Source organism: Pseudomonas sp. LBUM1662 (assembly GCF_059695915.1).
Genome location: NZ_CP166793.1, coordinates 183,188 through 205,062 on the forward strand (window position 1 = coordinate 183,188; position 21,875 = coordinate 205,062).

Below are 21,875 nucleotides of genomic sequence, written 5' to 3' on the forward strand. Positions count from 1 at the left end.
AGCACCCAGGGGCAGTCAAGGATGAATAGAAGTCACATGTTGTTCGGCGCCAGCCTGCTGGCGCTTGCGATAAGCGGATGTGCCGTCAAAAGTGAACCGATCGAACGCAGCGTCAGCGAACAGCGCGCCAAGAGCGATCTGCAGAATATGTACACCGGTCAGGAGCCCCTCAGTGGTCCGCTGACCCTGCACCAGGCCATGGCTCGCGCGGTGAAGTACAACCTCGAAGGCCGGCTCAAGATCATGGAAGAGGCGTTGGCCAAGCGCCAACTCGACCTCGCCAGTTTCGACATGCTGCCGCGCATGGCCCTGGCGGCAGGCTATGCCGGACGCAGCAACGTCAGCGCCTCCAGCAGCCAGAGTGTGCTGACCGACACCCAGTCCCTGGAACCGTCGACCTCTCAGGACCGCGACCGCCGGGTCGCCGACCTGACCATGGTGTGGAACGTCCTCGACTTCGGCGTCAGTTACATCAGCGCCAAGCAGCAGGGCGACCAACGACTGATCGTTCAGGAACGTCGGCGCAAGGTGATCAACACCATCGTCCAGGACGTACGCTCGGCCTATTGGCGAGCGGTGGCGGCCGAACGTTTGCTCACGCAGATCGACAGCCTGATGGCCCGGGTCGATACGGCACGCAGCAACAGCCAAAGCATGAGCACACAGCGCATCGGCGATCCGATTCAGGCGTTGGGTTACCAGCGTTCGCTGATCGAGGCGACCCGCCAGTTGCAAGAGCAGCGCCGGGCGCTGTCACTGGCCAAAACCGAACTGGCGACCCTGATTAACCTGCCGATGGGCACCGATCTGAAACTGGCGACGCCGGATGACTACTCGATTCCGCAGCTGAAGGTCGGCATGGCCAGCCTCGAACATGAGGCCCTGGCGAGCCGTCCGGAACTGCGCGAACAGGATTACCAGACCCGCATCAGCACCGCCGAAACCCGTAAAGCCATGCTGCGGCTGTTGCCGGGGCTGGAGTTTTCGGCCGGCGGGCATTACGACAGCAACTCGTTTCTGGTCAACGACAAGTGGGCCGACTACGGGGTGAAATTGACCTGGAACCTGTTCAACGTGATTTCCGCACCGGCCGCGATCAACGTGGCCAAGGCCGGCGAAGAAGTCGCCAAGGCGCGGCGTCAGGCCATGTCCATCGCGGTGCTGGCCCAGCTCTATGTGGCCAACGCCAACTACCAGGAAGCGTTGCATCAGTTCCAGACCAATCAGGAATTGTCGAGCATCGACGGGCAAATTCTGGGGCAGTTGCGTAACCGCCATCAGGCGGCGAGCCTCGGTGAGCTGGACCTGATCCAGGGTGAATTGAACACGTTGCAGGCGGATTTGCGCCGGGACCTGTCCTACGCCGATCTGCGCAACGCCTACGGCCAGATCTTCGCCAGCGCCGGCCTCGACCCGATGCCGGATGAGGTGCAATCCACCGAAGTCCAGTCCATCGCTACCGCACTGGCCAACCGCGAAGCGGCGTGGGCCTCGGGCAACATCACTGTGCCGGTGGCCCATGCTCCGGTCCAATAACCTTCGGGTGCCGACCGCGAGCATCAATCGCGAACAACGGGAGACCCGCAATGGTCATCACGGCGCCGCGATCCTGCTGACCGGTTTGCCGGCAGCGGGTAAATCGACGCTGGCCCAGGCGCTGCACGCCGAGCTGTTTGAACTCGGTGTGCAAAGTGTGGTGCTTGATGGTGATGGGCTTCGGGTCGGGCTCAATCGCGATCTCGGTTTTACCGACAGTGATCGCCTGGAAAACATCCGTCGCGCCAGTGAAGTGGCGGCGCTGCTGGTGGAGAACGGGCAGATTGTGATCCTCGCGATGATCGCGCCGCTGGTGGAGTTGCGTGAGGTGTTCGCTCGGCGCTTGGGTGAGGATTACCGCGAAGTCTGGTGCAGCGCTTCGTTGGCGGTGTGCGAACAGCGCGATCCCAAAGGCCATTATGCGCGGGCGCGTCGTGGTGATCTGGCGGGGTTTACCGGTGTGTCTGCGCCCTATGAACCGCCGCCGTCCGCGTCCTTGGTGCTCGACACCGGCGAGCAGTCGGTTGAGGCCTGTCTTGACCGCTTGCTGACCTGGCTCGGCGAGTGTGCGGTGCTGCCGAAGCGATGAGCCGACCGGCTTTTTCCCGCTTGCCGGTGGCGGTAGATTTGCCGCTGTTGTTGCAGGCGTTGGCGGCGATTGGAGAAGACGCGTGGCGCGCGCATTTCAACAGCGATTACTACGCCGGGGACTGGAGCGGCGTGGCGCTGATTTCGGCGGCGGATGCGTTGACGGAGCTGTCTCCGGGTCAGGGCGCGCCGCTGTTGCGCGCGCCTTGGTTGCGGGATTTGCGATGGCAGCAGGGCTTGCGCGAACTGCCGTTGGAAATTGTCAGCGCACGCCTGCTGCGGCTCGGCCCGGGCGGGCAGATTCACGAACATCGTGACTACGATCTTGGCGGGCCAGATGCCGATTTGCGCCTGCACATTCCTTTGCTCAGCCCGCCTCAAGTGGACTTCATGCTGGACGGTCAGCGCATGCCGATGCTTGCGGGAGAGTGCTGGTTTCTCGATCTGTCGCGGCCCCATCGGGTGGACAATCGGGACCGTTCGGCACGGATTCATCTGGTGCTCGATTGCCGGCCGGGGGGTTGGCTGGAACAGTCGATTTTCGAGGGGTTACGGACCACGCCTTTGCCTGATATCGGGGACGGAGCTTTGCTGAAATTTCAGCGGTTAGTGGCCAGTGATTCGCAACTGTCGAAGACCCTACAGGGCTTACAGGACACTGAGGTGTTCATCACTCGTACGCTAGAACTGGCGGCTGAGCGAGGCCTGGAATTTTCTCGGGAAGAACTGCGTGCCGCGATGCGCAACGGCCGTCGCCGTTGGAATGAACAATGGAACGCCTGATCCTGGACGGCTGGCTGCCGATTCGGGTCTGGCAGCAGGCCGGCGAGTGGCAGGTGGATTGGTGCTGGTTCGGCGATACGCCGCTGCATCAGCCGTTTTTTCGTGATGCCGTGGAAGAGGCGCTACGGTTGCCGTTCAACCAGGCGTTTCGTCGGCAAACGCCCTTGTCAGTCCTCACTGATTGGCAAGTGTGCAGTCCCGGTCTGGCGCCAAGTGCATTCATTTTTCACGCTTCGCGCTGCGGCTCGACCCTCATCAGTCAGATGCTCGCGCAACTCGACAACCACATCGTGATCAGCGAACCGCCGCCGCTGGATGCCTTGTTGCGCAGTGGTTTACCAGCCGTCGAACGACGTGCCGCTATCGAAGGGTTGTTGTCTGCCTATGGTCAGCGGCGGCTCGGTATCGAGCAGCGGCTGGTGATCAAACTCGATGCCTGGAACATTGCTGAATTGCCCTTGTTGCGCGACTGTTTTCCCGACACGCCTTGGTTGTTTGTGTACCGCGATCCGCTGGAAATCGCCGTTTCCCATCTACGCCGACCGGGCATGCAGATGGTGCCGGGCATGATTGGGGCGAGTGGGCTGGATGACGAATTGCCGTTCGACAGTCGAGAGGATTTCATTGCGCGGCGGTTGGGGCGGTTGCTGGAATCGGGGTTGGCGCAATGTCGGGCGTTTGGTGGATTGGCGGTGAATTACAGTGAATTGCCCGGCGCAATGGCGGGGCGGTTGGCCGGGTTTTTCGGGTTGGATGAGTTGCAGCGTGAGCAAGTGTTTGCAGCGGTGGGGCTGCATGCCAAACAGCCTTCAGCGGTGTTTGTCGGGGACGGCGATGAGAAGCGTCGTGAGGCTTCGACGTTGTTGCTTGAGCGGGTGGAGTGTTGGGCGCGGGTGCCTTATGAGGCGCTGGTTGCCAGGTCATGTGTTGACAGTGCTGGCGCCATCGCGGCTTGCCCGCGATAGCGGTAGTCAATTCACCGCCAATCTACCCGGCTGACGTTGGGGTTTGTGTGGAAGGTCAAAAGATCGCAGCCTCGTTTCACTCGACAGCTCCTACATTGGAATTCGATCCCCTGTAGGAGCTGTCGAGTGAAACGAGGCTGCGATCTTTTGGGGCCCTCAAGGTTTGGCCGACAAATCCGCCATCCCCTTGAGCAACTCGATCGGCAGAGGAAAGACAATGGTCGAACTCTTGTCCCCGGCAATCGAACTCAGCGTCTGCATATACCGCAACTGCATCGCCCCCGGCTGACGGCCGAGCATTTCTGCCGCTTGCATGAGTTTTTCCGAAGCCTGCAATTCACCTTCGGCGTGGATCACCTTGGCCCGGCGTTCACGCTCCGCTTCAGCCTGTTTGGCGATGGCGCGGACCATCGATTCGTTGAGGTCTACGTGCTTGATCTCGACGTTCGCCACTTTGATGCCCCAGGCATCGGTCTGGGCGTCGAGCACTTGCTGGATGTCGATGTTCAGCCGTTCCCGTTCGGCCAGCAGTTCATCGAGTTCATGCTTACCGAGCACCGCCCGCAATGTGGTCTGGGCCAGTTGGCTGGTGGCCATGAGGAAGTCTTCGACCTGAATGATGGCTTTCTGCGGATCGAGCACGCGGAAATACAGCACCGCGTTGACCTTGACCGAGACGTTGTCGCGGGTGATCACGTCTTGTGGCGGTACGTCGAGGACCACGGTGCGCAGGTCGACGCGGACCATTTGCTGGACCACCGGAATCAACAGGATCAGGCCCGGGCCCTTGACCTGCCAGAAGCGCCCGAGCTGGAAGACCACTCCGCGCTCGTATTCGCGCAGGATGCGGAAAGTCGACCCCGCCAGCGCGATCAGCAGTAACAGCAGCGCGGCAAAACCCAGTTGCAGGCCCATGTCTATTCTCCATTTGACGCCGCATCAGCTGCGGCCACTTCCAGCAGTAATCCCTTGCGTGCCACCACCCGGACTTTTTGCCCCGGTTGCAGCGGCGTGGTGCTGAGGACTTGCCACTTCTCTCCTTGCAGATGCACCCAACCGTTGTAGTCATTGCCGGCCAGCGACATCACCGGGGTCACGCTGCCCACCAGTCCGGCATCGCCACTGACGTTTTCGCGCGGTCGGGTTTTCAGGGCGTGGATCAGCAGGAAAACCAGCAGCAGGGCGCTGATCAGGCCGAGGCCGATCATCAACGGCACAGGCACCTCGGTGTTGGTCAGGATCACCGCGCCGATCACGAACATCACAATGCCGCCCAACCCGATCACGCCGTAATTGGGCAGCGCCGCTTCGGCGATCAGGAATGCGATACCGAACGTGATCAACCAGATCCCCATGGGGTTGGGGGCCAGCAGGACGACGGTGTCCGCCGCGAAGGCCGATCCGCTCAAGGCCAACAACAGCGCAACAGCACAGCAACGAGTGTTCACGTGACCCTCCGGGAGAGTCATTGATGGTTCTTTATACAGTCTAGCTGAGCTGTGGATTGTACGAATTTTGACCAGTTGTTGACGTCCGCCGATGGGCAGATTTCCCTGCGCAATCCCCCAGCGGGCCTAGACTTTAGAGGTGTAAAAAGGTTTAACCATCGTCCGCCAAAACGTTGTTGCGGACACCGAGGTGCATCATGCGTATGGCAAGAACCCTGCAGACAAGCCTGGATCAGGCTCAATGCAAATATGACCTCATTTCCCATCCACACTCGGCCAGCAGCCTTGAAACCGCGCGGCTTGCGGGCATCTCTGCCGAACGAGTGGCCAAGTCGGTCATCCTCGACGACAAACACGGGCATTTCCTGATGGCTGTGCTGCCCGCCAGCCGCCATCTGGACCTGAGCAAAGTGCGCAGCAGTGGCGAATGGCAAGTCTCCCGGGAAAGCAACCTGCCGCACCTGTTCGATGACTGTGAACGCGGCGCCGTGCCAGCCCTTGGCGAGGCCTATGGGCTCGACGTGGTCATCGATCCGCTACTGACCCGGCAGAAAGACATCTACCTGGAAGCCGGCAACCACACCAATCTGCTGCACATGGAAATGCCGCAGTTTCTGAAAATGGTGCCGCATGCGGAGGTGCGTGAATTGAGCCAATAAGTTTTGCGACGTCAGTGATACCGTCATCGCGGGCAAGCCTCGCTCCTACAGGATCACGTTGACACCTGTAGGAGCGAGGCTTGCCCGCGAATGACTGCGCAGCAGTCACCCCCATCATTTGCCATAAACAGGAGCCAGACATGGAATCCCCAACCCACACCCTCCCTTCCCTGTTCAAACAACTCGGCCTGCCGGACGACGCCGAAAGCATCGATAAATTCATCGCCACCCATTCACCGCTCAAACCCGAATTGCATTTGGCCGATGCATTTTTCTGGAGCGAGGGCCAAGCGCAGTTATTGCGGGAGGAGATTCTGGATGATGCGGATTGGGCGGAAGTGGTGGATCAACTGGATGTGCTGATGAGGAAGGGGCGGGGGGTGTAAATCCGAGGAGTTCTAGGGATATCGATGCGACGCGCGGTGTCCCACAAATCGCCTCTCTGTTTAATCGCTTACGGGGTGTAAAAATCTTAGCGAAACGACCGAAATGTGCAAAAAACTTACAGGCGCTGCACAAATCTGGGCTGTAATCGCGTTTGTGAACTTTTTCTGTGGACGAGTACAATGCCCCTCGTTGGATACGCACACCTGCATGATGCTTTAAAACTCAAAGTTATCGCGCCGACGCGTATGGCTATGGTCAAACCAGTCACGCGCATCTCGATGATTGGAAATTGCCTGGCTGTTCCTCAATCAGTCGCACCGGCAACCGATTCGATCCTTGAACACATTTTTTTTGCGCTTAAGCACGAAGGCATCAACCTCGGAATTCTGGCCGCCGCGCTTGAGGCTGTTGTTGCCGAGCAATTGCTTCAAGAACTGGCAAAAGCACCGAATGGCGTCTTTATTCGAAAGGCCTGCTTCCTCTGGGAAGAGTTGACGAATCGACGACTCGATTATGCAATCCCGATAAACAGCAGGTTTGCGCCGCTTTTCGACCCCGCACGTTATGTAACTGGCCCGATTGTCAGAAATACGCGTTGGCGTATTGAGTTCAATGGGCTTGGCTCTCTGCGCTACTGCGCTACCGTTGAAAGAACGCCTGAACTCGAAGCCCTGCTCCGTCTCGACATTCTCGGCCGAGCTAAAGCCTTTATGGCGACATTGCCCCCTGAAATGATGGACCGAGCCATCAACTGGGCTTACCTGTACGAAACCCGCGATTCCTTCGCCATCGAGAAAGAAGAGCCCAGCGAAGAAAAGTCGCGCCGCTTCGTTCAACTGCTGCGCCAGGCTCATGAAGGGAGTGAGTTGAATGAAGACTATCTGGTCGAGCTGCAGAACAGCACTGTTTCCAATCCTTTCGATAAAGCTGTCCTGTTTCGCCATGAACAGAATCACTTGCACAACGGCTTGCGGGGCGCTGCCGGGGTCAGCTATGTCCCACCCGCACCGGAACTGTGCCGTGAACTGATGGATGAGTTGATGACCTTTGCCAATCAGTCATCAAGGCAAGTCGATCCACTCGTAGCGGCTGCCGTTACCGCGTTCGGATTTGTCTTCCTTCATCCGTTCATGGACGGCAATGGTCGACTTTCGCGTTTCTTGATTCACCAGACTCTTTGCCATTCCGGTGCCTTGGAAAATGGGTTACTGCTGCCCGTTTCCGTCGCCATGAAACACGAGGAGGCAAACTATCTGGAAGCGCTGAAAGACTTCTCCAAACCTGCTCGCGACTTCTGGAACGTCACTTGGCTGGACGCCGATCAAATGGCCTTCGAATTCATCGGCCACCCGTCAATTTATCGCTTCTGGGATGCCACCCGTTGCGTCGAATTCACGTTGCAGATGGCACGCCGTGCGCTGGAAATCGAACTGCGGGAGGAGACCGAGTTCCTGGACCGATACGACCGTGTGATCAAAGCGGTCAATCAGCGTTTTGATGTACGGGGCAGTGATCTGTCGAAGCTGGTGATGATGTGCCTGGACAACGACGGCAAGGTTTCGAAACACCGTCGCAAGCAGTTTCAGTACAGCGTGTCGGAGGAGGTTTTAGATTTTATTGAGGGAGAAGCTGGAAGATTGTTGGGTGATGGCTAAAGGGCAAGCTTCCCTCTGGTCATAGAATTGTTTCAAAACTTGACCAACTTTCCCCACCAATGCCATATTGATAGTTAGCAAACTAACAGTGTGTATTTCCCCTCGTGCCGAAAACCCTCGACGCTCTCCAGATGAACATCAGCAGCTCCATGGTGGTGGCCGCGAGGCATTGGCGGAAGATCTGCCAGACCACGCTGGTCAACTATGGAATTTCCGAAGCCTGTGCCGTCCCGTTGTTGATGATCGGGCGTCTGGGCGAGGGTGTGCGGCAGGTGACGGTGGCGCAGGCGGCGGGGATGGAGAGTCCGTCGCTGGTGCGTCTGCTCGATCAGTTGTGTCATGCCGGCTATGTTCGTCGCACCGAAGACATCCATGATCGCCGCGCCAAATGCCTGAGCCTGACGGAAACCGGCCGGGAGTTGGTGCAGGCTGTCGAGATCGAGCTGGTGCGCTTGCGCAACGAAGTGCTCGAAGGCATCGACCGCAGTGATCTGGAAGCGACGTTGCGGGTGCTGAGAGCCTTTGAAGCGGCCAATCCGCCGTCGGTGGCCAACCCTTGAGCGGATTTTTTACCGGCGTTCCTCCGGCGCGGGACTGGTTTTACGGGGTGCGCACGTTCGCGGCGTCGATGATTGCGCTGTACATCGCGATGCTTATGCAAATGCCGCGTCCGTATTGGGCGATGGCCACGGTGTATATCGTCTCCAGTCCGTTTGTCGGCCCTACCAGTTCCAAAGCCTTGTACCGCGCGGTCGGCACCTTTCTCGGTGCGGCGGCAGCGGTTTTTTTCGTACCGATGTTTGTCCAGAGCCCTTATGTGCTGGTGGTGGTGATCGCGTTGTGGACCGGGACGCTGCTGTTCCTGTCGCTGCATCTGCGCACGGCCAACAGTTACGCGCTGATGCTCGCCGGTTACACCTTGCCGCTGATCGCCTTGCCGGTGGTGGATAACCCGTTGGCGGTGTGGGATGTCGCGGAAGCGCGGACCGAAGAAATCTTCCTCGGCATCGCGGTGGCGGCCGTGGTCGGCGCGATGTTCTGGCCACGGCGGCTGGCGCCGGTGTTCAACGATTCGGTGAACAAATGGTTCGCCGATGCTTCGACCTACAGCCTGCGTTTCCTCAGCCGCAACGTGCAGCCGGACGAAGTCAGCGCCTTGCGCTCGGCGATGGTGGCGACCTTCAACAGCCTGGAGCTGATGATCGGTCAATTGCCCCACGAGGGCGCGCGGCCGCAGACGGTGCGCAATACCAAAGAGCTGCGTGGGCGAATGATTCACTTGTTGCCGGTGATCGATGCCCTCGACGACGCGCTCTACGCCCTCGAACGACGCACGCCCGAGCTTGTGGATAAGTTCGCGCCGCTGCTGACCGCGACCACCGAATGGCTGGAGCACAAAGATGCCGACCTCGGCCGCTGGCAGGCGTTGAAAGACCAGCTCGAAGCGCTGCAACCGTCCGCCGAAGCGCTGGATGACCGCAAACAGTTGCTGTTCTCCAACGCGTTGTATCGTCTCGGCGAGTGGATCGATGTGTGGCAAGACTGCCGCAGCCTGCAATACGCCATTCAGTGCGAAAGCCAGGACAGCTGGCGCGCGGTGTATCGGCATTGGCGCCTGGGTCGCCTGTCGCCGTTTCTCGACCGGGGGCTGATGCTCTATTCGGCGGCGTCCACGGTGACCGCGATTATTGTTGCCTCGGTCCTGTGGATTCTGCTCGGCTGGACCGATGGCGGCGCGGCAGTGATTCTGGCAGCGGTGGCGTGCAGTTTCTTTGCCTCGATGGACGACCCGGCGCCGCAGATTTTCCGGTTCTTCTTCTGGACGGCGATGTCGGTGTTGTTTGCCAGCCTTTATCTGTTCCTGGTCCTGCCGAACCTGCATGACTTTCCGATGCTGGTGTTGGCGTTTGCCGTGCCGTTCATTTGCATCGGCACCCTGACGGTCAAGCCACAGTTTTACCTGGGCATGCTGCTGACCCTGGTCAACACCTCGTCGTTCATCAGCATTCAGGGCGCTTACGACGCGGATTTTCTCAGCTTCGCCAACTCCAACCTGGCCGGCCCCGTTGGCTTGCTGTTCGCTTTCGTCTGGACCCTGATCGCCCGGCCGTTCGGTGCGGAACTGGCGGCCAAACGTCTGACCCGTTTCAGCTGGCGCGACATTGTCAGCCTGACCGAGCCGGCCACGCTGGCCGAACACCGACACCTGGGCGTACAGATGCTCGATCGCCTGATGCAGCATCTGCCGCGCTTGGCCATGACCGGGCAAGACACGGGTATCGCGCTGCGGGAAGTGCGCGTAGCGCTGAACTTGCTCGACCTGCTCGCGTATACGCCGCGAGTGCACGGCACGCCGCAAGTGCTGCTGCATCAAGTGGTGGCCGAGGTCGGCGAATACTTCAAGGCATGCTTGAAGGCGGGCGAGCGATTGCCGGCACCGAGCCCGCTGCTGATGACCCTCGACCGCACCCGCCGCGCCCTCAACACCGAGTGCGATGACGGCGCGCGTCTGCACTTGCTGCATGCCCTGAGCGGTCTGCGCCTGTCGCTGCTGCCGGGGGTGGAATTCGTCGCCTCGGGCGAACTCGAAGAACCGCTGCCCCATGGCATCGATGGAGCGCCTTTATGATCGGTGATCTGGATATCAGCGGGGTGTTCCTGCCCACGCTGCTGGTGCTGATGGGCATTACGTACGTGCTGTTCCTGTTGGTGCACGGATTGCTGACGCGCCTGCACTTTTACCGTCTGGTCTGGCACCGGGCATTGTTTAACGTGGCTCTCTACGCCTTGCTGCTCGGCGCCGTGGACTCACTCAGTCGATACCTGATGACATGAAAAAGCCTTTTTTGACCCTCGGTCGCGTGGTCCTGACCCTGCTGATCGTGACCTTCGCCGTCGTCGTGGTCTGGCGCATGGTGATGTATTACATGTTCGCGCCCTGGACCCGGGACGGGCACATCCGTGCCGACATCGTGCAGATCGCGCCGGATGTGTCCGGGCTGATCCAGCAAGTGCAAGTGCGCGACAACCAGTTGGTGAAACGCGGCCAGGTGCTGTTCAGCATCGATCAGGACCGTTTCAAACTGGCTCTGCGCCAAGCCAAGGCAGCGGTCGCCGACCGCCAGGAAACCCTGGCCCAGGCGCAACGCGAAGCCAAGCGTAACCGCGGCCTCGGCAATCTGGTGCCGGGCGAGCAACTGGAAGAAAGCCAGTCCCGCGTGGCCCGCGCCGAAGTGGCCTTGATGGAAGCTCAGGTGGCGGTGGACAGCGCCCAGCTCAACCTCGACCGCTCGACCATCCGCAGCCCGGTGGACGGCTACGTCAACGACCGCGCGCCGCGTGCGCAGGAATTCGTCACCGCCGGGCGCCCGGTGTTGTCGGTGGTGGACAGCAATTCGTTCCACATCGACGGTTATTTCGAAGAAACCAAACTCGACGGCATTCATGTCGGCCAGAGCGTCGACATCCGCGTGGTCGGCGACCGCGCGCGTCTGCGCGGCCATGTGGAAAGCATCGTCGCCGGCATCGAGGACCGCGACCGCAGCAGCGGCAGCAACCTGTTGCCCAACGTCAATCCGGCGTTCAGCTGGGTACGGCTGGCCCAGCGGATTCCGGTGCGGATTGCCTTCGACGATGTGCCGGCGGACTTCCGCATGATCGCCGGGCGCACCGCCACGGTCTCGATCATGGATGACCAACCCCAGGAGCCCGCGAAATGAGCAGGGCCTCGGGTTTGGCCGTCGTCGGCTTAGGCTTGCTGCTGTCGGCCTGTCAGGTGGTCGGGCCGGATTATCACTTGCCGGACGAGGCCGCCATTCACCGTGAAGACTTGCAGGGTGACTTGGCGGTGAACGGTAAAAATGTCGTGTCGGCCCCGGTGCCTGCCGACTGGTGGCGCCTGTATCAGGATCCGCGTCTGGACCAACTGGTGCAGCAGGCCATGGCCAGCAACACCGATTTACGCGTGGCGGCGGCGAGCCTTTCACGGGCCCGCGCCCAGGTCGACGAAGCGCAAGCGGCGGGCGGCTGGAGTGGCGGCGTGAAAATCGGCGCCCAGCGTTTGCAGGAATCCGGCGAAGCGTTCTTGCTGGCGGATAAAGTGCCGGTGGCCAACGTCGGCGATATCGGCATTACCACCTCGTATCAGTTCGACCTGTTCGGCACCTTGCAACGCGGGATCGAAGCGGCCAAGGCCAATGCCGATGCGACTCAAGCCGCCGCCGATACCGCACGCATCACGTTGGTGGCCGATGTGGTTCGGGCTTACACCCAAGTGTGCGCGGCCAATGAAGAGCAGGAAATCGCCCAGCATTCCCTCGACCTGCAGGCTCAAGGCACTACTTTGATCCAGCGTCTGCGCGACGCCGGGCGCGGCGACGAAACCCAGGTCACCCGTTCACAAACCCAATTCAAATCCTTGCGCGCTGACATGCCGCGTTATGAAGCGGCCCGCCAGTCCGGGTTGTTCCGCTTGTCGATGCTGTTGGCCAAACCGGTCGAGCAATTGCCGGCCGGGACCGCCACCTGCAACGAGCTGCCGAAAATCACCCAATTGTTGCCGGTTGGCGACGGTGCAACCATGCTCAAGCGCCGCCCTGATGTGCGCCAGGCCGAGCGCCGACTGGCGGCCGCGACCGCCGGCATCGGCATCGCTACGGGCGAGTTGTACCCGGACATCAGCATCGGCGCGACCGTTGGCACCGTCGGCATCCTCGAAAACCTCGGCAAACCGGCGACCAATCGCTGGGGCTTCGGGCCGTTGCTGACCTGGACCGTGCCGTCCAATGGCTCCCGGGCGCGAATCCGCGAGGCCGAAGCGACGACCCAGGGCACGCTGGCGCATTTCGATGGCGTGGTGCTCAACGCCATCCGCGAGACCCAGACCAGCCTGGCGCAGTATTCAGCACTGCTGCAACGCCGCGATGCGTTGGCCGACGCCGAACAGTCGGCGCAACTGGCCGCCGACCAGACCCACCGCTTCTTCCAGGCCGGCCGCGCATCGTTCCTGGCGGACCTGCAAGCCACCCGCACTTACACCGATGTGCGGGCGCAACTGGCCTCCGCCAACACCCAAGTTGCCATGAGCCAGATCGATTTGTTCCTCGCCTTGGGCGGCGGCTGGGAAAGCGGACGAACGCAAGGTACTAACACCAGCAAACCCTGAGGCCGTTGCTATGCTTTGACTTGATGAAGTCGCACGTCGATTTCATCGATCAAGGCTCGCGTTGGTCATGGGGATCTAATAATGAAAAACCCTTATGCTCCCGGCTTCTGGTGCGCTATTACGGCATTGGTTCTGCTGTCGGCCACCTATTTCTACGGCATCATGCTGGCCCACCAGATCGACAAGGCTCTGGTGTTCCTCGACAGCGCGGCCGCGCTGATTGCGGTGATGGCAATCGTCGTGGTGGCCTGGGCTTCAGTCCAGGGCCAGCGCATCAAGAAAAGACAACTCGAACAAGGCAAGACCCTGGTGCTGATCTGGGACACCAAGGTGGCGTTGCGTCGGGTCGAAACGGTGTTTGACCGGTATTTCTGGGGCAGCTACTGGCAACCGGGGCGCACGTTCCAGGAAGTCATGGGCGAACTGACCGGCACGCCGCTGGAAAAAAGCCTCGAGACCTTGAAGAAGCAATGCCTGGAGCTGGACAAGCAAGTCTGCGACGACGACAGGCACTGGCTCAACAACGCCCGTGAACTCTCCGATGTGGCGTCCGCCATGGCCCGTGAGCGCTATCAGCTGGACTTCTGCGATCCGCGCGCGGAGGTGACGGGCGGGGCGGTGATCAATCGCGATTTTGAAGTGCTGGTGTATACGTGGACGGCGCGGCTGAAAAGCTTTGATCATCAGCTGGATGAGATGGAAGTTCAGTATTCCTGAATTGATGTTGCCTCGGCCTACGCCTTCGCGGGCAAGCCTCGCTCCTACAGGTATTGCCTTGTAGGAGCGAGGCTTGCCCGCGAAAGCGATTTCATGCCCGCCGAAACTCTCAACCCTCATGCGCGGTCCATAGACACTCTTTAACCTTTAAACATTGGGCCGCCCGGTGCGCCTGATGCTAATCTGCATCGCACTTTCAGCGCAGTCGTGACCGTAACCCGTCATGGGTTCAGGGAAGACGACCACATTTTCAACAACGGACATTGATCGGGTAATTCATGAATAAATCAGCAGGCGTGCTTCTTGGAATCGTCGTTGCCATCGGTGCAATCAGCGCCGGTGGTGCCTGGTACACCGGCACTAAAATCGAAGGCGTGCTGAACACCTCGATCGCCGACGCCAACAAAGAGCTGAAAGCCGCGCTGGTGGGTTCCAACGGCACAGCGACGCTGGAACTGGTGTCGCTGGAGCGTCACGTGTTCAGCAGCACCGCGCACTATCGCCTCAAGGGCGAAGGTGAAATGTTTGGCGAAGCGCCGGTTGAATTGCTGTTCGTCGATCGCCTCGAACACGGTCCGCTGCCGTTCTCGCGCCTGGTGTCGCTGAAATGGCTGCCGGTCATGGCCACCAGTCACTACGAACTGGAACGTACCCCAGCCACGGAAAAATGGTTTGCCGCTGCCAAGGACCAGTCGCCGCTCAAGGGCCTGGTCAATATCGGTTACGACAACTCCACCAACGGCACCCTTGAATTGCTGCCGCTGGACGTAGCCCTGGATGCCAAGTCCAACCTGAAGTTTTCCGGCCTGAACCTCGACGTCGCCGCCAGCGCCCAGGCCCAAAAGGTCAAGGCCAACGGTTACATGGACACCCTGACGTTGACCACGGTGGCTGAAGACCAGACGCCAGTGAAGGTCGAGCTGAACGGCTTGACCGTGGCCAGCAACCTGACCAAAAGCACCTACGGCTATTACATCGGCGACAACACCCTGGAGCTGACCGACAGCAAAACCACCTTCGGCGCCAAGCAATCGGTCTTGGGTTTCAAGAAATTTGAAATGAAGAACCAGACCGAAGAATCGGGCACCAGCGCTTCGGGGCGTGCCGATTACAAGGTGGGCGAAGTGTCGCTGAACGGCAAGACTGTCGGCTCGGCGCAGATGGCCATGAGCCTGAAGAACCTCGACATCCCGGCGACCATGTCGCTGATGCAGGTCTACCAGACCAAACTGCAGCCGTACGAAAAGGCTGCCGCTGAGGCTGCTGCCGCCGGTGAACCGGCTCCAGAACTGGTGCTGACCCCGGCTGAAGAGGCGCAGGTCAAAACCGGCCTGGAAAAACTGCTCGCGGCGGGCCCGCAGGTGGCTTTGGAGAATCTGTCGTTCAAATCCACCAACGGTGAAAGCCGCGCCAACCTGGTGCTCGACCTGACCAAGCCGCAGTCCATGGACCTGCCGCCAGACCAGCTGACCCAGCAGCTGATCGCGCTGCTGGATTTCAATCTGCAAGTGTCCAAGCCGATGCTCGTTGACCTGCTCACTGTGCAATCGCAGATCGAGGGTCAGACCGACGCCAAGCTCATTGCCGATCAGGCAACGGCGACCGCGGACATGTTCAGCAGCATGGCGGTCGGTACGCAATTGGCCAAACTGGAAGGCAGCGACATCGTCACCAAATTGCATTACGCCAACAATCAGGTGGAATTCAATGGCCAGAAAATGACCGTTGAGCAATTTGTCGGCTTCGTGATGAGCAAGCTCGGCGGCGTTGCACCGATTCAGTAAAACCGCTCGTTTCAAGGCAACGCCCGGTCTCTGCCGGGCGTTTTGCTGTCCGCAGTTTAAAAGCTAATCCACGTCCCGAATCAACCGCCAGGCCTCATCCACCGGCAATGGCTGTTTCATGCGTTCAGCGAGCATCGCCATTGCCCGCTCTTTTTCGCAGGCAACTGCCGCCGCGACCACGCCGTTCTTGCTGAACAAACCGATAAAGGGAGGATGGTCAGGGTCGCCCTTGAACTCGACCTCGTCCCAGGCTTCGGCGTGGCCGAGGTAGTCGTAGTTTTTGCCGAAATGCCAGGTCCAGAAATACGGCACGTCGAGGTAGTGTTCGTCCCCGCCCAACATGTTTGCCGCTGCGATCCGCGCCTGTTGTTGCGCCAGGCGCCAATGCTCGATGCGCTGGGGTTGGCCGTTGAGCGGGAAGGTCGCGATGTCGCCGGCCGCCCACAGGCCTTCGGCCACGCGCATGCCGCCATCGGCCTGCAGTGAACGATCTTTTTCCTTGGGCAGGTCGGTAAACGGTTCCGTTGCCGGGCTGACGCCGATGCCGACCAGCACCAGGTCGGCTGGCAAACGTTGACCGTTTTCCAGCAGCACCGCTTCAACCTTGTCCGAGCCTTCGATCTGCGCGGCTTCGCCCTCGGTATGAAACACCACGCCGTTGGCCTCGTGCAGGGCACGAATCGCCTTGCCGACCGCTTCGCCGAACTGCTTGGCGAACGGCACCGCGTGGCGCGCCAGAACGGTGACCTCCAAACCGTATTGGCGCAGGGCCGAAGCGGACTCCAGGGCAATGAAACTGTCGCCAATGATCACTGCGCGTTGGCCTGGTTTCGCAGCGCTCAGAATCCGCGTCGCCTGATCCTTGGAGCGCAGCAGGAAGACTTGCGGTAAACCGGCGCCGGGCAGCTTGAGGGGGTTGGGTGTGCCGCCGGTTGCGAGCAACGCGGCGTGATAGGTCAGTGACTGACCGTCGGCCAGGTGCAGCGTTTTGTTGGCGGCATCCAGGCTCGCCACTTCGCCGGTTATTCGTTGGATCCGCTGTTCGCGGTAAAAGCTTTCCTCTCGTAGCGGCGGGACTTCTTCCGGCGGCATCTCTCCGGCAATCACGAATTTGCTCAGCACCGTCCGGTCGTAACCGGCATCGGCTTCACGGTCGATCAACACGACGCGGCCGCCGAAGCCTTTCTCGCGTAAAGCCGCCGCCCCCGCCGTGCCGGCGGCACCTGCACCGATGATCACAAACGTGCGCTCATCATCGGCCGGCGGGGTGTGGGGATCCGACAGCGGCTGATCGTCGACCCAAATATCGTCTTCGCGCATTTCCAGGGGGTAACGCTTGAGGCTGTCCAGAGACGGCGGTTCACACAATCCGCCATCCTCGATCCGATACGCGGCCTTGTGCCACGGGCAGATCAGGCGTCCATGACACAGCGCACCCTCGGCCAGCGGCGCCCCCGCGTGGGGGCATTCGCCTTGATAGGCGCGCAATTGATCGCCGACCCGTAGCAAAACGATTTTGGTGTCCGCGATCCGTACTTCCAGGCCTCGGTTTTCGGGCACATCGGCGAAGCGGGCGACGCGGTGCAGGGCCATGATCACTCTCCAGGCGGGCGTTTCACTTAAGAGTTTGGCGCGGAACCCGAGGTTCAGCCAATTCCCACTGCCACCGCACGAACGGTACAGCTATAGTTCGCAGGCCGACGAAGGCCCCATCCGCACAAGGTGCTCCGGAATGACCCGATTGACCTCTCTGAACCCTTGGCTGGCGGCCGTTGCAGTCGCCTTTTGCGTGCAATTTCCGGCGCAGGCCCAGGAGCGTTTCACCCTGAATATCCCAGGTGTTACGGATGACCGCCTGTTCACCTCGGCCGCCGCCAGCGATGCTCCGGGTTGCGGCGGACACAACGCATCACCGGCGTTGAACTGGAACGCTGGCCCGGCGGGCACCTTGAGCTATGCCATCGTCATGCACGATCCCGACGGCCAGAAAGGTCAGGGAGTCGATCACTGGGTGCATTACGGCATCAAAGCCACGACGCACCAGATTGCCGCCGGTGTCGGCGCAAAATCCGCCCTTGAAGGCGTCGGTGGCACCAACAGCAAAGGCACCACAGGTTACGTCGGCCCTTGCCCGCCGGTTGGTGACAGTGCGCATCACTACCTTATTCAGCTCTACGCCCTGGACCTCGCTCCGGACGCTTTGCCCGCCGGCCTGACGCGCGCGCAGTTGCTGGAGAAAATCAAAGGCCATGTGCTGAAAAACAGCAGCGTCGTGCGGCGTTATCACCGCTGATATTAATTTTCAGCCGGGTTAACCCGAACCTGAACGGGGGCTCGTCTCAGAGGATGAATGGATCAATTTCCTCCTGAGGTCAGCCCCCATGTCCCTCCCTCTGCATTTCCTCCGCCCGGCCGCCCAGGGTTTCACCGTCGGGTTGCTGCTGGCGGTTGCCGGTTGCGGCGTTTCCTCCAAACCTGACTCCGCTTCGGTGCCACCACCGGCTCAAGGTGCAATCAAGACTGAGGCGCTGGTACGCAACGAGTCCGTTGCCGCGGATGCCTCGATGGCCAAGCGCAGCATTCGTCCGGCACCCATCGCAGGCTATGCGCCGGTGCCGGCGGGCGAGGCCTACCCGCAAGGTTATCGGGATGAGCAGCGCGAGCAGTATCAGGCACTGGCGGATAACCCGATTCACAGCGTGGCCGAGACGCCGGTCTCGACCTTCAGCGCCGATGTCGATACCGGCGCTTACGCCAATGTTCGTCGCTTGCTGAATCAGGGACGCCTGCCGCCTGAAGGCGCGGTGCGCCTGGAGGAAATGGTCAATTACTTTCCTTACGACTACGCGTTGCCCACCGATGGCTCGCCGTTTGGCGTGACCACTGAGTTGGCACCGTCGCCGTGGAATCCGCATACCCGTTTGCTGCGCATCGGCATCAAGGCCTCGGACCGCGCGGTCGCCGAACTGACCCCGGCGAACATGGTGTTTCTGGTGGACGTGTCCGGCTCGATGGACCGTCGCGAAGGTTTGCCGCTGGTCAAAAGCACGCTGAAATTGCTGGTCGATCAACTGCGTGAGCAGGATCGGGTGTCGCTGGTGGTCTATGCCGGCGATTCGCGTGTCGTACTGGAGCCAACTTCCGGACGCGATAAAGCGAAGATTCGTACAGCCATCGATCAATTAACCGCCGGTGGCTCGACGGCGGGTGCCTCGGGCATCGAACTGGCCTATCAGATGGCGCAACAGGCCTTCATCGCCAAAGGCATCAATCGCATCCTGTTGGCCACGGACGGTGACTTCAACGTCGGCATCAGCGACTTCGACAGCCTCAAGCAAATGGCTGTGGATAAACGCAAGACCGGCGTGTCCCTGACCACCCTGGGTTTTGGTGTGGATAACTACAATGAACACCTGATGGAACAATTGGCCGACGCTGGCGATGGCAACTATGCCTACATCGACAACCTGCGCGAGGCGCGCAAGGTGTTGGTGGATCAACTCGGCTCGACCCTCGCGGTGGTGGCGAAGAACGTGAAGCTGCAAGTGGAGTTCAACCCGGCGCAGGTCAGCGAATACCGGCTGTTGGGGTACGAGAACCGGGCGCTGAAGCGTGAGGATTTCAGCAATGACAAAGTCGATGCCGGAGAAATCGGTGCAGGACACACGGTGACAGCGTTGTATGAAATTGTTCCGAAGGGCGAGAAAGGCTGGCTGGAGCCGCTGCGATACGGCAAGCCTGAGTCTGTGGCTTCCGTTACCACCGGAGAGTTGGCGATGCTGCGTGTGCGTTATCAACTGCCAGAAGGTGGGAACAGTCGCCTGATCGAGCGGCCAATCGCGGGTGATCCAGTCGGCAAAGCCAGTGATGACCTGCGATTTGCGGCGGCCGTGGCCGCGTTTTCCCAGCAACTCAAGGACGGGCGTTATACCGGTGATTTCAGTCTGAAGGACACTGAGGCCTTGGCGCGCGGTGCACGGGGCGACGACCGATTCGGTCTGCGGGCAGAGTTTGTCCAATTGGTGGAGTTGGCGCAGAGCCTGCGGACCACCACCGCCTCCAACAGTGAGCCACATAAAGGAGAGTACAACTGACATGTCAGCGCCTGAACCGAGCGACGAATCGCTGCTGGCCCGGTATCGCGCAGGCGACGGGCCGGCGTTCGAGATCTTGTACGCCCGTCATCGCCAAGGCCTTTACCGGTTCCTCTTCGGTTTGAGCGGCAAGCCCGAACTGGCCGAAGAGGTTTACCAGGAAACCTGGCTGAGCCTGATCCGCAGCACCAGCCAACCACAAGGCCGGGCGAATTTTCGTACGTGGCTCTTCCAGATTGCCCGCAACCGATTGATCGACCACTGGCGCAAACATGGCATTCACAATCCCTTGCACGACAGCTATGACGAACAAACCCACGCCGTGATTGATGAGGCGACCGATCCGGAGCAACTGCTGAGTTTGAGCCGCGACACCCAGCGTCTCGAAGCCGCCTTGCAAAACCTGCCCGCCGACCAGCGCGAAGTGTTCCTGCTCCGCGCCCACGGCGATCTCGATTTCCCACAGATCGCCGCCCTCACCGAAACACCCCTGGAAACCGTCAAGAGTCGCTTGCGCTACGCCCAGCAGAAACTGCGTCGGCTGCTGACCGAGGAGGTACTGACATGACTGACGCCCGCAAAACACCGGAAGACGAAGTGCTTCAGCATTATCGTGAACACGCGGCGGGTGAGCCACCGGCTCATCTGGATGCATTCATCCTGGCCGCCGCACACCGTGAAACGCCTGCACACAAACCGAACTTGTGGCAGCGCTGGGTCCAGGCTTGCCAGAAACCCCGTTGGCAGGTCGCATTCGCCAGCCTCGTTGGTGTGGCTCTGATGTTGGCGCTGGTGCAACGTACGCCCGAGCAAGTGCCAACCTACGATTCCACCCCGGCGCCCAAAACCTCGTCTTTTGCCGCCAAGAAAGAAGCCGTCGAAGCGCCCGAATCGGTTGCCCGCTCTATTGCTGCCCCGGCCAGCGCGATGTCTGCGCCCGCACCTTCGGCGCCAATGGCCGAGCTGGCAGCACCCGCACAGAACGAATCGATCAGCGCTGACATGGCGGAAGAAGCGAAGGTAAGCAAACGCTCGGCGGCAGCTCCGGCGAAGTTTATCGACGACCAGTTACGTGAAGTGATTCGCCTGCAAAATGCCGGTCAAACCAAAGCGGCTGATGAGCTGATGGCGACCTTGCACAAACGCTTTCCCAAGGAAGATCTCGCCGCCCGACTGAAAAGTTTGCAGAAAAACTGAGGCGCAAAGCGGTCGGCCATTTGGCAACCACACCCGAAAGCGCGCACTATCGGCCTATAGCCGATGCGTTGGAGGATGCCGTGGCAAAAAAAATCGACCGCATCGCCCAAATGCTGAACTGCCCGGAAAAGGGCGAGGAATTGCGGCGAGCAGTGACGGAGAGTCGTAAGGAGTTTCTTCTGGCGAAGCAGGCAGAAGAGGCGCTGGAGGAAGACGTCCTTGATGATGAAGAGGTTGAGGACGAAGAGGATGATGAGTACGACGAGTTTGATTGGACGACTGAATGAAAAGCCGCATTAAGCACCTTCCTGATCATGATGGTTTGGCGGCTAAGCGCGCGTCATACACGGGCTCGCAGCAGGTGCTTGATCGGGTTCAAGCTGAGGCCATTGCAGTTTGTCGTAGTGATCCGCGCCCAGACTTTGCCGCCGAAACAGTGTTTGCGGAGCTTTATGCGCTCATTGATGGCATCGAAACTGAGCAAAACGTTACGTAGATATCTCCATCGATTCGAAATTGCGCTGGGGGGAGGTCGAATTTAGAATTTCAGTAGCAATTCTTGCGCACTACCCAAGAAACCACCCTAGAACCATTCTAGAACTACCCAAGAAATGGGGCGAACTTGGCACGAACCCGTCGAACTGAACTGTCAAGTATTCCTTGATAGTTGCCTCTGTGTTCATAGGGGCACGACTGCTTATCGGTAGTGGACGAGAAGTTCTCAACCCTTATAATCGCCCACAACATGGCCCCTGTCGGTTGATGCGCTCCGGCGCTGAGACTGCTCAGGGGTTTTTTGTTTGGATTTTTTCGCCTTACCAGTCGCGTTTCTGCCCGTCTTGGTCGATCCCCATCACGTCCGTTTAGTCTTGATTGGCCTCTAACCCAGCTAGGTGCT

Annotated in this window: 23 protein-coding genes; 20 read left to right on the plus strand and 3 right to left on the minus strand. The window is 60.1% G+C overall.

The genetic code is table 11. The annotated features are described in order from the left end of the window. Nucleotides 1-21: 21 nt before the first annotated feature. From ACA049_RS00785 to ACA049_RS00800, 4 genes are read left to right on the plus strand one after another with little or no spacing between them, the layout of a single operon-like run. Nucleotides 22-1,536, plus strand: coding sequence for a TolC family protein (locus tag ACA049_RS00785; RefSeq protein WP_497332365.1), 1,515 nt, complete (start codon nt 22-24; stop codon nt 1,534-1,536). Further along, on the plus strand, nt 1,520-2,125 hold the full coding sequence (gene cysC / locus ACA049_RS00790; RefSeq protein WP_497332367.1) for an adenylyl-sulfate kinase: 606 nt from the start codon (nt 1,520-1,522) through the stop codon (nt 2,123-2,125). The genes ACA049_RS00785 and cysC overlap by 17 nt, the downstream gene beginning before the upstream one ends. Beyond that, entirely contained in the window at nt 2,122-2,907 is a 786-nt protein-coding gene (locus ACA049_RS00795) for an aspartyl/asparaginyl beta-hydroxylase domain-containing protein (RefSeq protein WP_497332369.1), read from the plus strand. The genes cysC and ACA049_RS00795 overlap by 4 nt, the downstream gene beginning before the upstream one ends. Next, the gene (locus ACA049_RS00800) at nt 2,895-3,872 is read left to right on the plus strand and encodes a sulfotransferase family protein (RefSeq protein ID WP_497332371.1); all 978 of its coding nucleotides are present in this window, start codon (nt 2,895-2,897) and stop codon (nt 3,870-3,872) included. The genes ACA049_RS00795 and ACA049_RS00800 overlap by 13 nt, the downstream gene beginning before the upstream one ends. Before the next feature lie 156 nt (nt 3,873-4,028). Here the strand turns inward: ACA049_RS00800 and ACA049_RS00805 are convergent, their stop codons facing one another. Together ACA049_RS00805 and ACA049_RS00810 are read right to left on the minus strand one after the other, a co-directional pair. Next, entirely contained in the window at nt 4,029-4,787 is a 759-nt protein-coding gene (locus ACA049_RS00805) for a slipin family protein (protein ID WP_497332373.1), read from the minus strand. A gap of 2 nt (nt 4,788-4,789) precedes the next feature. After that, nucleotides 4,790-5,320, minus strand: a complete 531-nt coding sequence (locus ACA049_RS00810) for an NfeD family protein (RefSeq protein WP_497332375.1) — start codon at nt 5,318-5,320, stop codon at nt 4,790-4,792. A gap of 197 nt (nt 5,321-5,517) precedes the next feature. On the opposite strand from ACA049_RS00810, the gene ACA049_RS00815 reads away from it, so the two are divergent. From ACA049_RS00815 to ACA049_RS00860, 10 genes are all read left to right on the plus strand, one after another. Beyond that, on the plus strand, nt 5,518-5,979 hold the full coding sequence (locus ACA049_RS00815) for an aminoacyl-tRNA deacylase (RefSeq protein ID WP_497332377.1): 462 nt from the start codon (nt 5,518-5,520) through the stop codon (nt 5,977-5,979). Nucleotides 5,980-6,119: 140 nt separating this feature from the next. After that, the gene (locus ACA049_RS00820) at nt 6,120-6,365 is read left to right on the plus strand and encodes a DUF2789 domain-containing protein (RefSeq protein ID WP_109627202.1); all 246 of its coding nucleotides are present in this window, start codon (nt 6,120-6,122) and stop codon (nt 6,363-6,365) included. Nucleotides 6,366-6,545: 180 nt separating this feature from the next. Further along, on the plus strand, nt 6,546-8,021 hold the full coding sequence (locus ACA049_RS00825; RefSeq protein ID WP_497332379.1) for a Fic family protein: 1,476 nt from the start codon (nt 6,546-6,548) through the stop codon (nt 8,019-8,021). Nucleotides 8,022-8,152: 131 nt separating this feature from the next. Then, complete coding sequence (locus ACA049_RS00830; RefSeq protein WP_497332381.1) at nt 8,153-8,581, plus strand: MarR family winged helix-turn-helix transcriptional regulator; 429 nt, start codon at nt 8,153-8,155, stop codon at nt 8,579-8,581. Next, nucleotides 8,578-10,650: an FUSC family protein gene (locus ACA049_RS00835; RefSeq protein ID WP_497332383.1), complete on the plus strand. Its 2,073-nt coding sequence runs from the start codon at nt 8,578-8,580 to the stop codon at nt 10,648-10,650. Before ACA049_RS00830 ends, ACA049_RS00835 begins: the two co-directional genes overlap by 4 nt. After that, nucleotides 10,647-10,856 carry a DUF1656 domain-containing protein gene (locus tag ACA049_RS00840; protein ID WP_008148151.1) on the plus strand — a complete coding sequence of 70 codons (210 nt, stop codon included), beginning with the start codon at nt 10,647-10,649 and terminating at the stop codon, nt 10,854-10,856. The genes ACA049_RS00835 and ACA049_RS00840 overlap by 4 nt, the downstream gene beginning before the upstream one ends. After that, entirely contained in the window at nt 10,853-11,740 is an 888-nt protein-coding gene (locus ACA049_RS00845) for an efflux RND transporter periplasmic adaptor subunit (RefSeq protein WP_077747465.1), read from the plus strand. Before ACA049_RS00840 ends, ACA049_RS00845 begins: the two co-directional genes overlap by 4 nt. Next, nucleotides 11,737-13,185 (plus strand): efflux transporter outer membrane subunit, encoded by a 1,449-nt coding sequence (locus ACA049_RS00850; protein WP_497332385.1) that lies wholly within the window; start codon nt 11,737-11,739, stop codon nt 13,183-13,185. The genes ACA049_RS00845 and ACA049_RS00850 overlap by 4 nt, the downstream gene beginning before the upstream one ends. Nucleotides 13,186-13,266: 81 nt before the next feature. Continuing rightward, entirely contained in the window at nt 13,267-13,902 is a 636-nt protein-coding gene (locus ACA049_RS00855) for an NADH:ubiquinone oxidoreductase subunit N (protein ID WP_497332387.1), read from the plus strand. A gap of 278 nt (nt 13,903-14,180) precedes the next feature. Further along, complete coding sequence (locus ACA049_RS00860) at nt 14,181-15,686, plus strand: YdgA family protein (protein WP_497332389.1); 1,506 nt, start codon at nt 14,181-14,183, stop codon at nt 15,684-15,686. A 63-nt stretch (nt 15,687-15,749) separates the two neighbouring features. On the opposite strand, the gene ACA049_RS00865 is transcribed toward ACA049_RS00860, so the two are convergent. Further along, nucleotides 15,750-17,279 (minus strand): FAD-dependent oxidoreductase, encoded by a 1,530-nt coding sequence (locus tag ACA049_RS00865; protein WP_497332391.1) that lies wholly within the window; start codon nt 17,277-17,279, stop codon nt 15,750-15,752. Between the two features lie 139 nt (nt 17,280-17,418). Here ACA049_RS00865 and ACA049_RS00870 point away from each other — a divergent pair, with 139 nt between their 5' ends. From ACA049_RS00870 to ACA049_RS00895, 6 genes are all read left to right on the plus strand, one after another. Then, nucleotides 17,419-17,979, plus strand: a complete 561-nt coding sequence (locus ACA049_RS00870) for a YbhB/YbcL family Raf kinase inhibitor-like protein (protein ID WP_497332393.1) — start codon at nt 17,419-17,421, stop codon at nt 17,977-17,979. 88 nt (nt 17,980-18,067) lie between these two features. Next, a complete protein-coding gene (locus ACA049_RS00875; RefSeq protein ID WP_497332395.1) occupies nt 18,068-19,780 on the plus strand; it encodes a vWA domain-containing protein in 1,713 nt (570 codons plus the stop codon). 1 nt (nt 19,781) lies between these two features. Beyond that, nucleotides 19,782-20,348 (plus strand): RNA polymerase sigma factor, encoded by a 567-nt coding sequence (locus ACA049_RS00880; protein ID WP_497332397.1) that lies wholly within the window; start codon nt 19,782-19,784, stop codon nt 20,346-20,348. Continuing rightward, entirely contained in the window at nt 20,345-20,977 is a 633-nt protein-coding gene (locus tag ACA049_RS00885) for a hypothetical protein (protein WP_497332399.1), read from the plus strand. The genes ACA049_RS00880 and ACA049_RS00885 overlap by 4 nt, the downstream gene beginning before the upstream one ends. 20 nt (nt 20,978-20,997) lie before the next feature. Then, a complete protein-coding gene (locus tag ACA049_RS00890) occupies nt 20,998-21,264 on the plus strand; it encodes a hypothetical protein (RefSeq protein WP_403107686.1) in 267 nt (88 codons plus the stop codon). Next, the gene (locus ACA049_RS00895) at nt 21,261-21,473 is read left to right on the plus strand and encodes a hypothetical protein (RefSeq protein WP_497332401.1); all 213 of its coding nucleotides are present in this window, start codon (nt 21,261-21,263) and stop codon (nt 21,471-21,473) included. Before ACA049_RS00890 ends, ACA049_RS00895 begins: the two co-directional genes overlap by 4 nt. Nucleotides 21,474-21,875 lie beyond the last annotated feature (402 nt).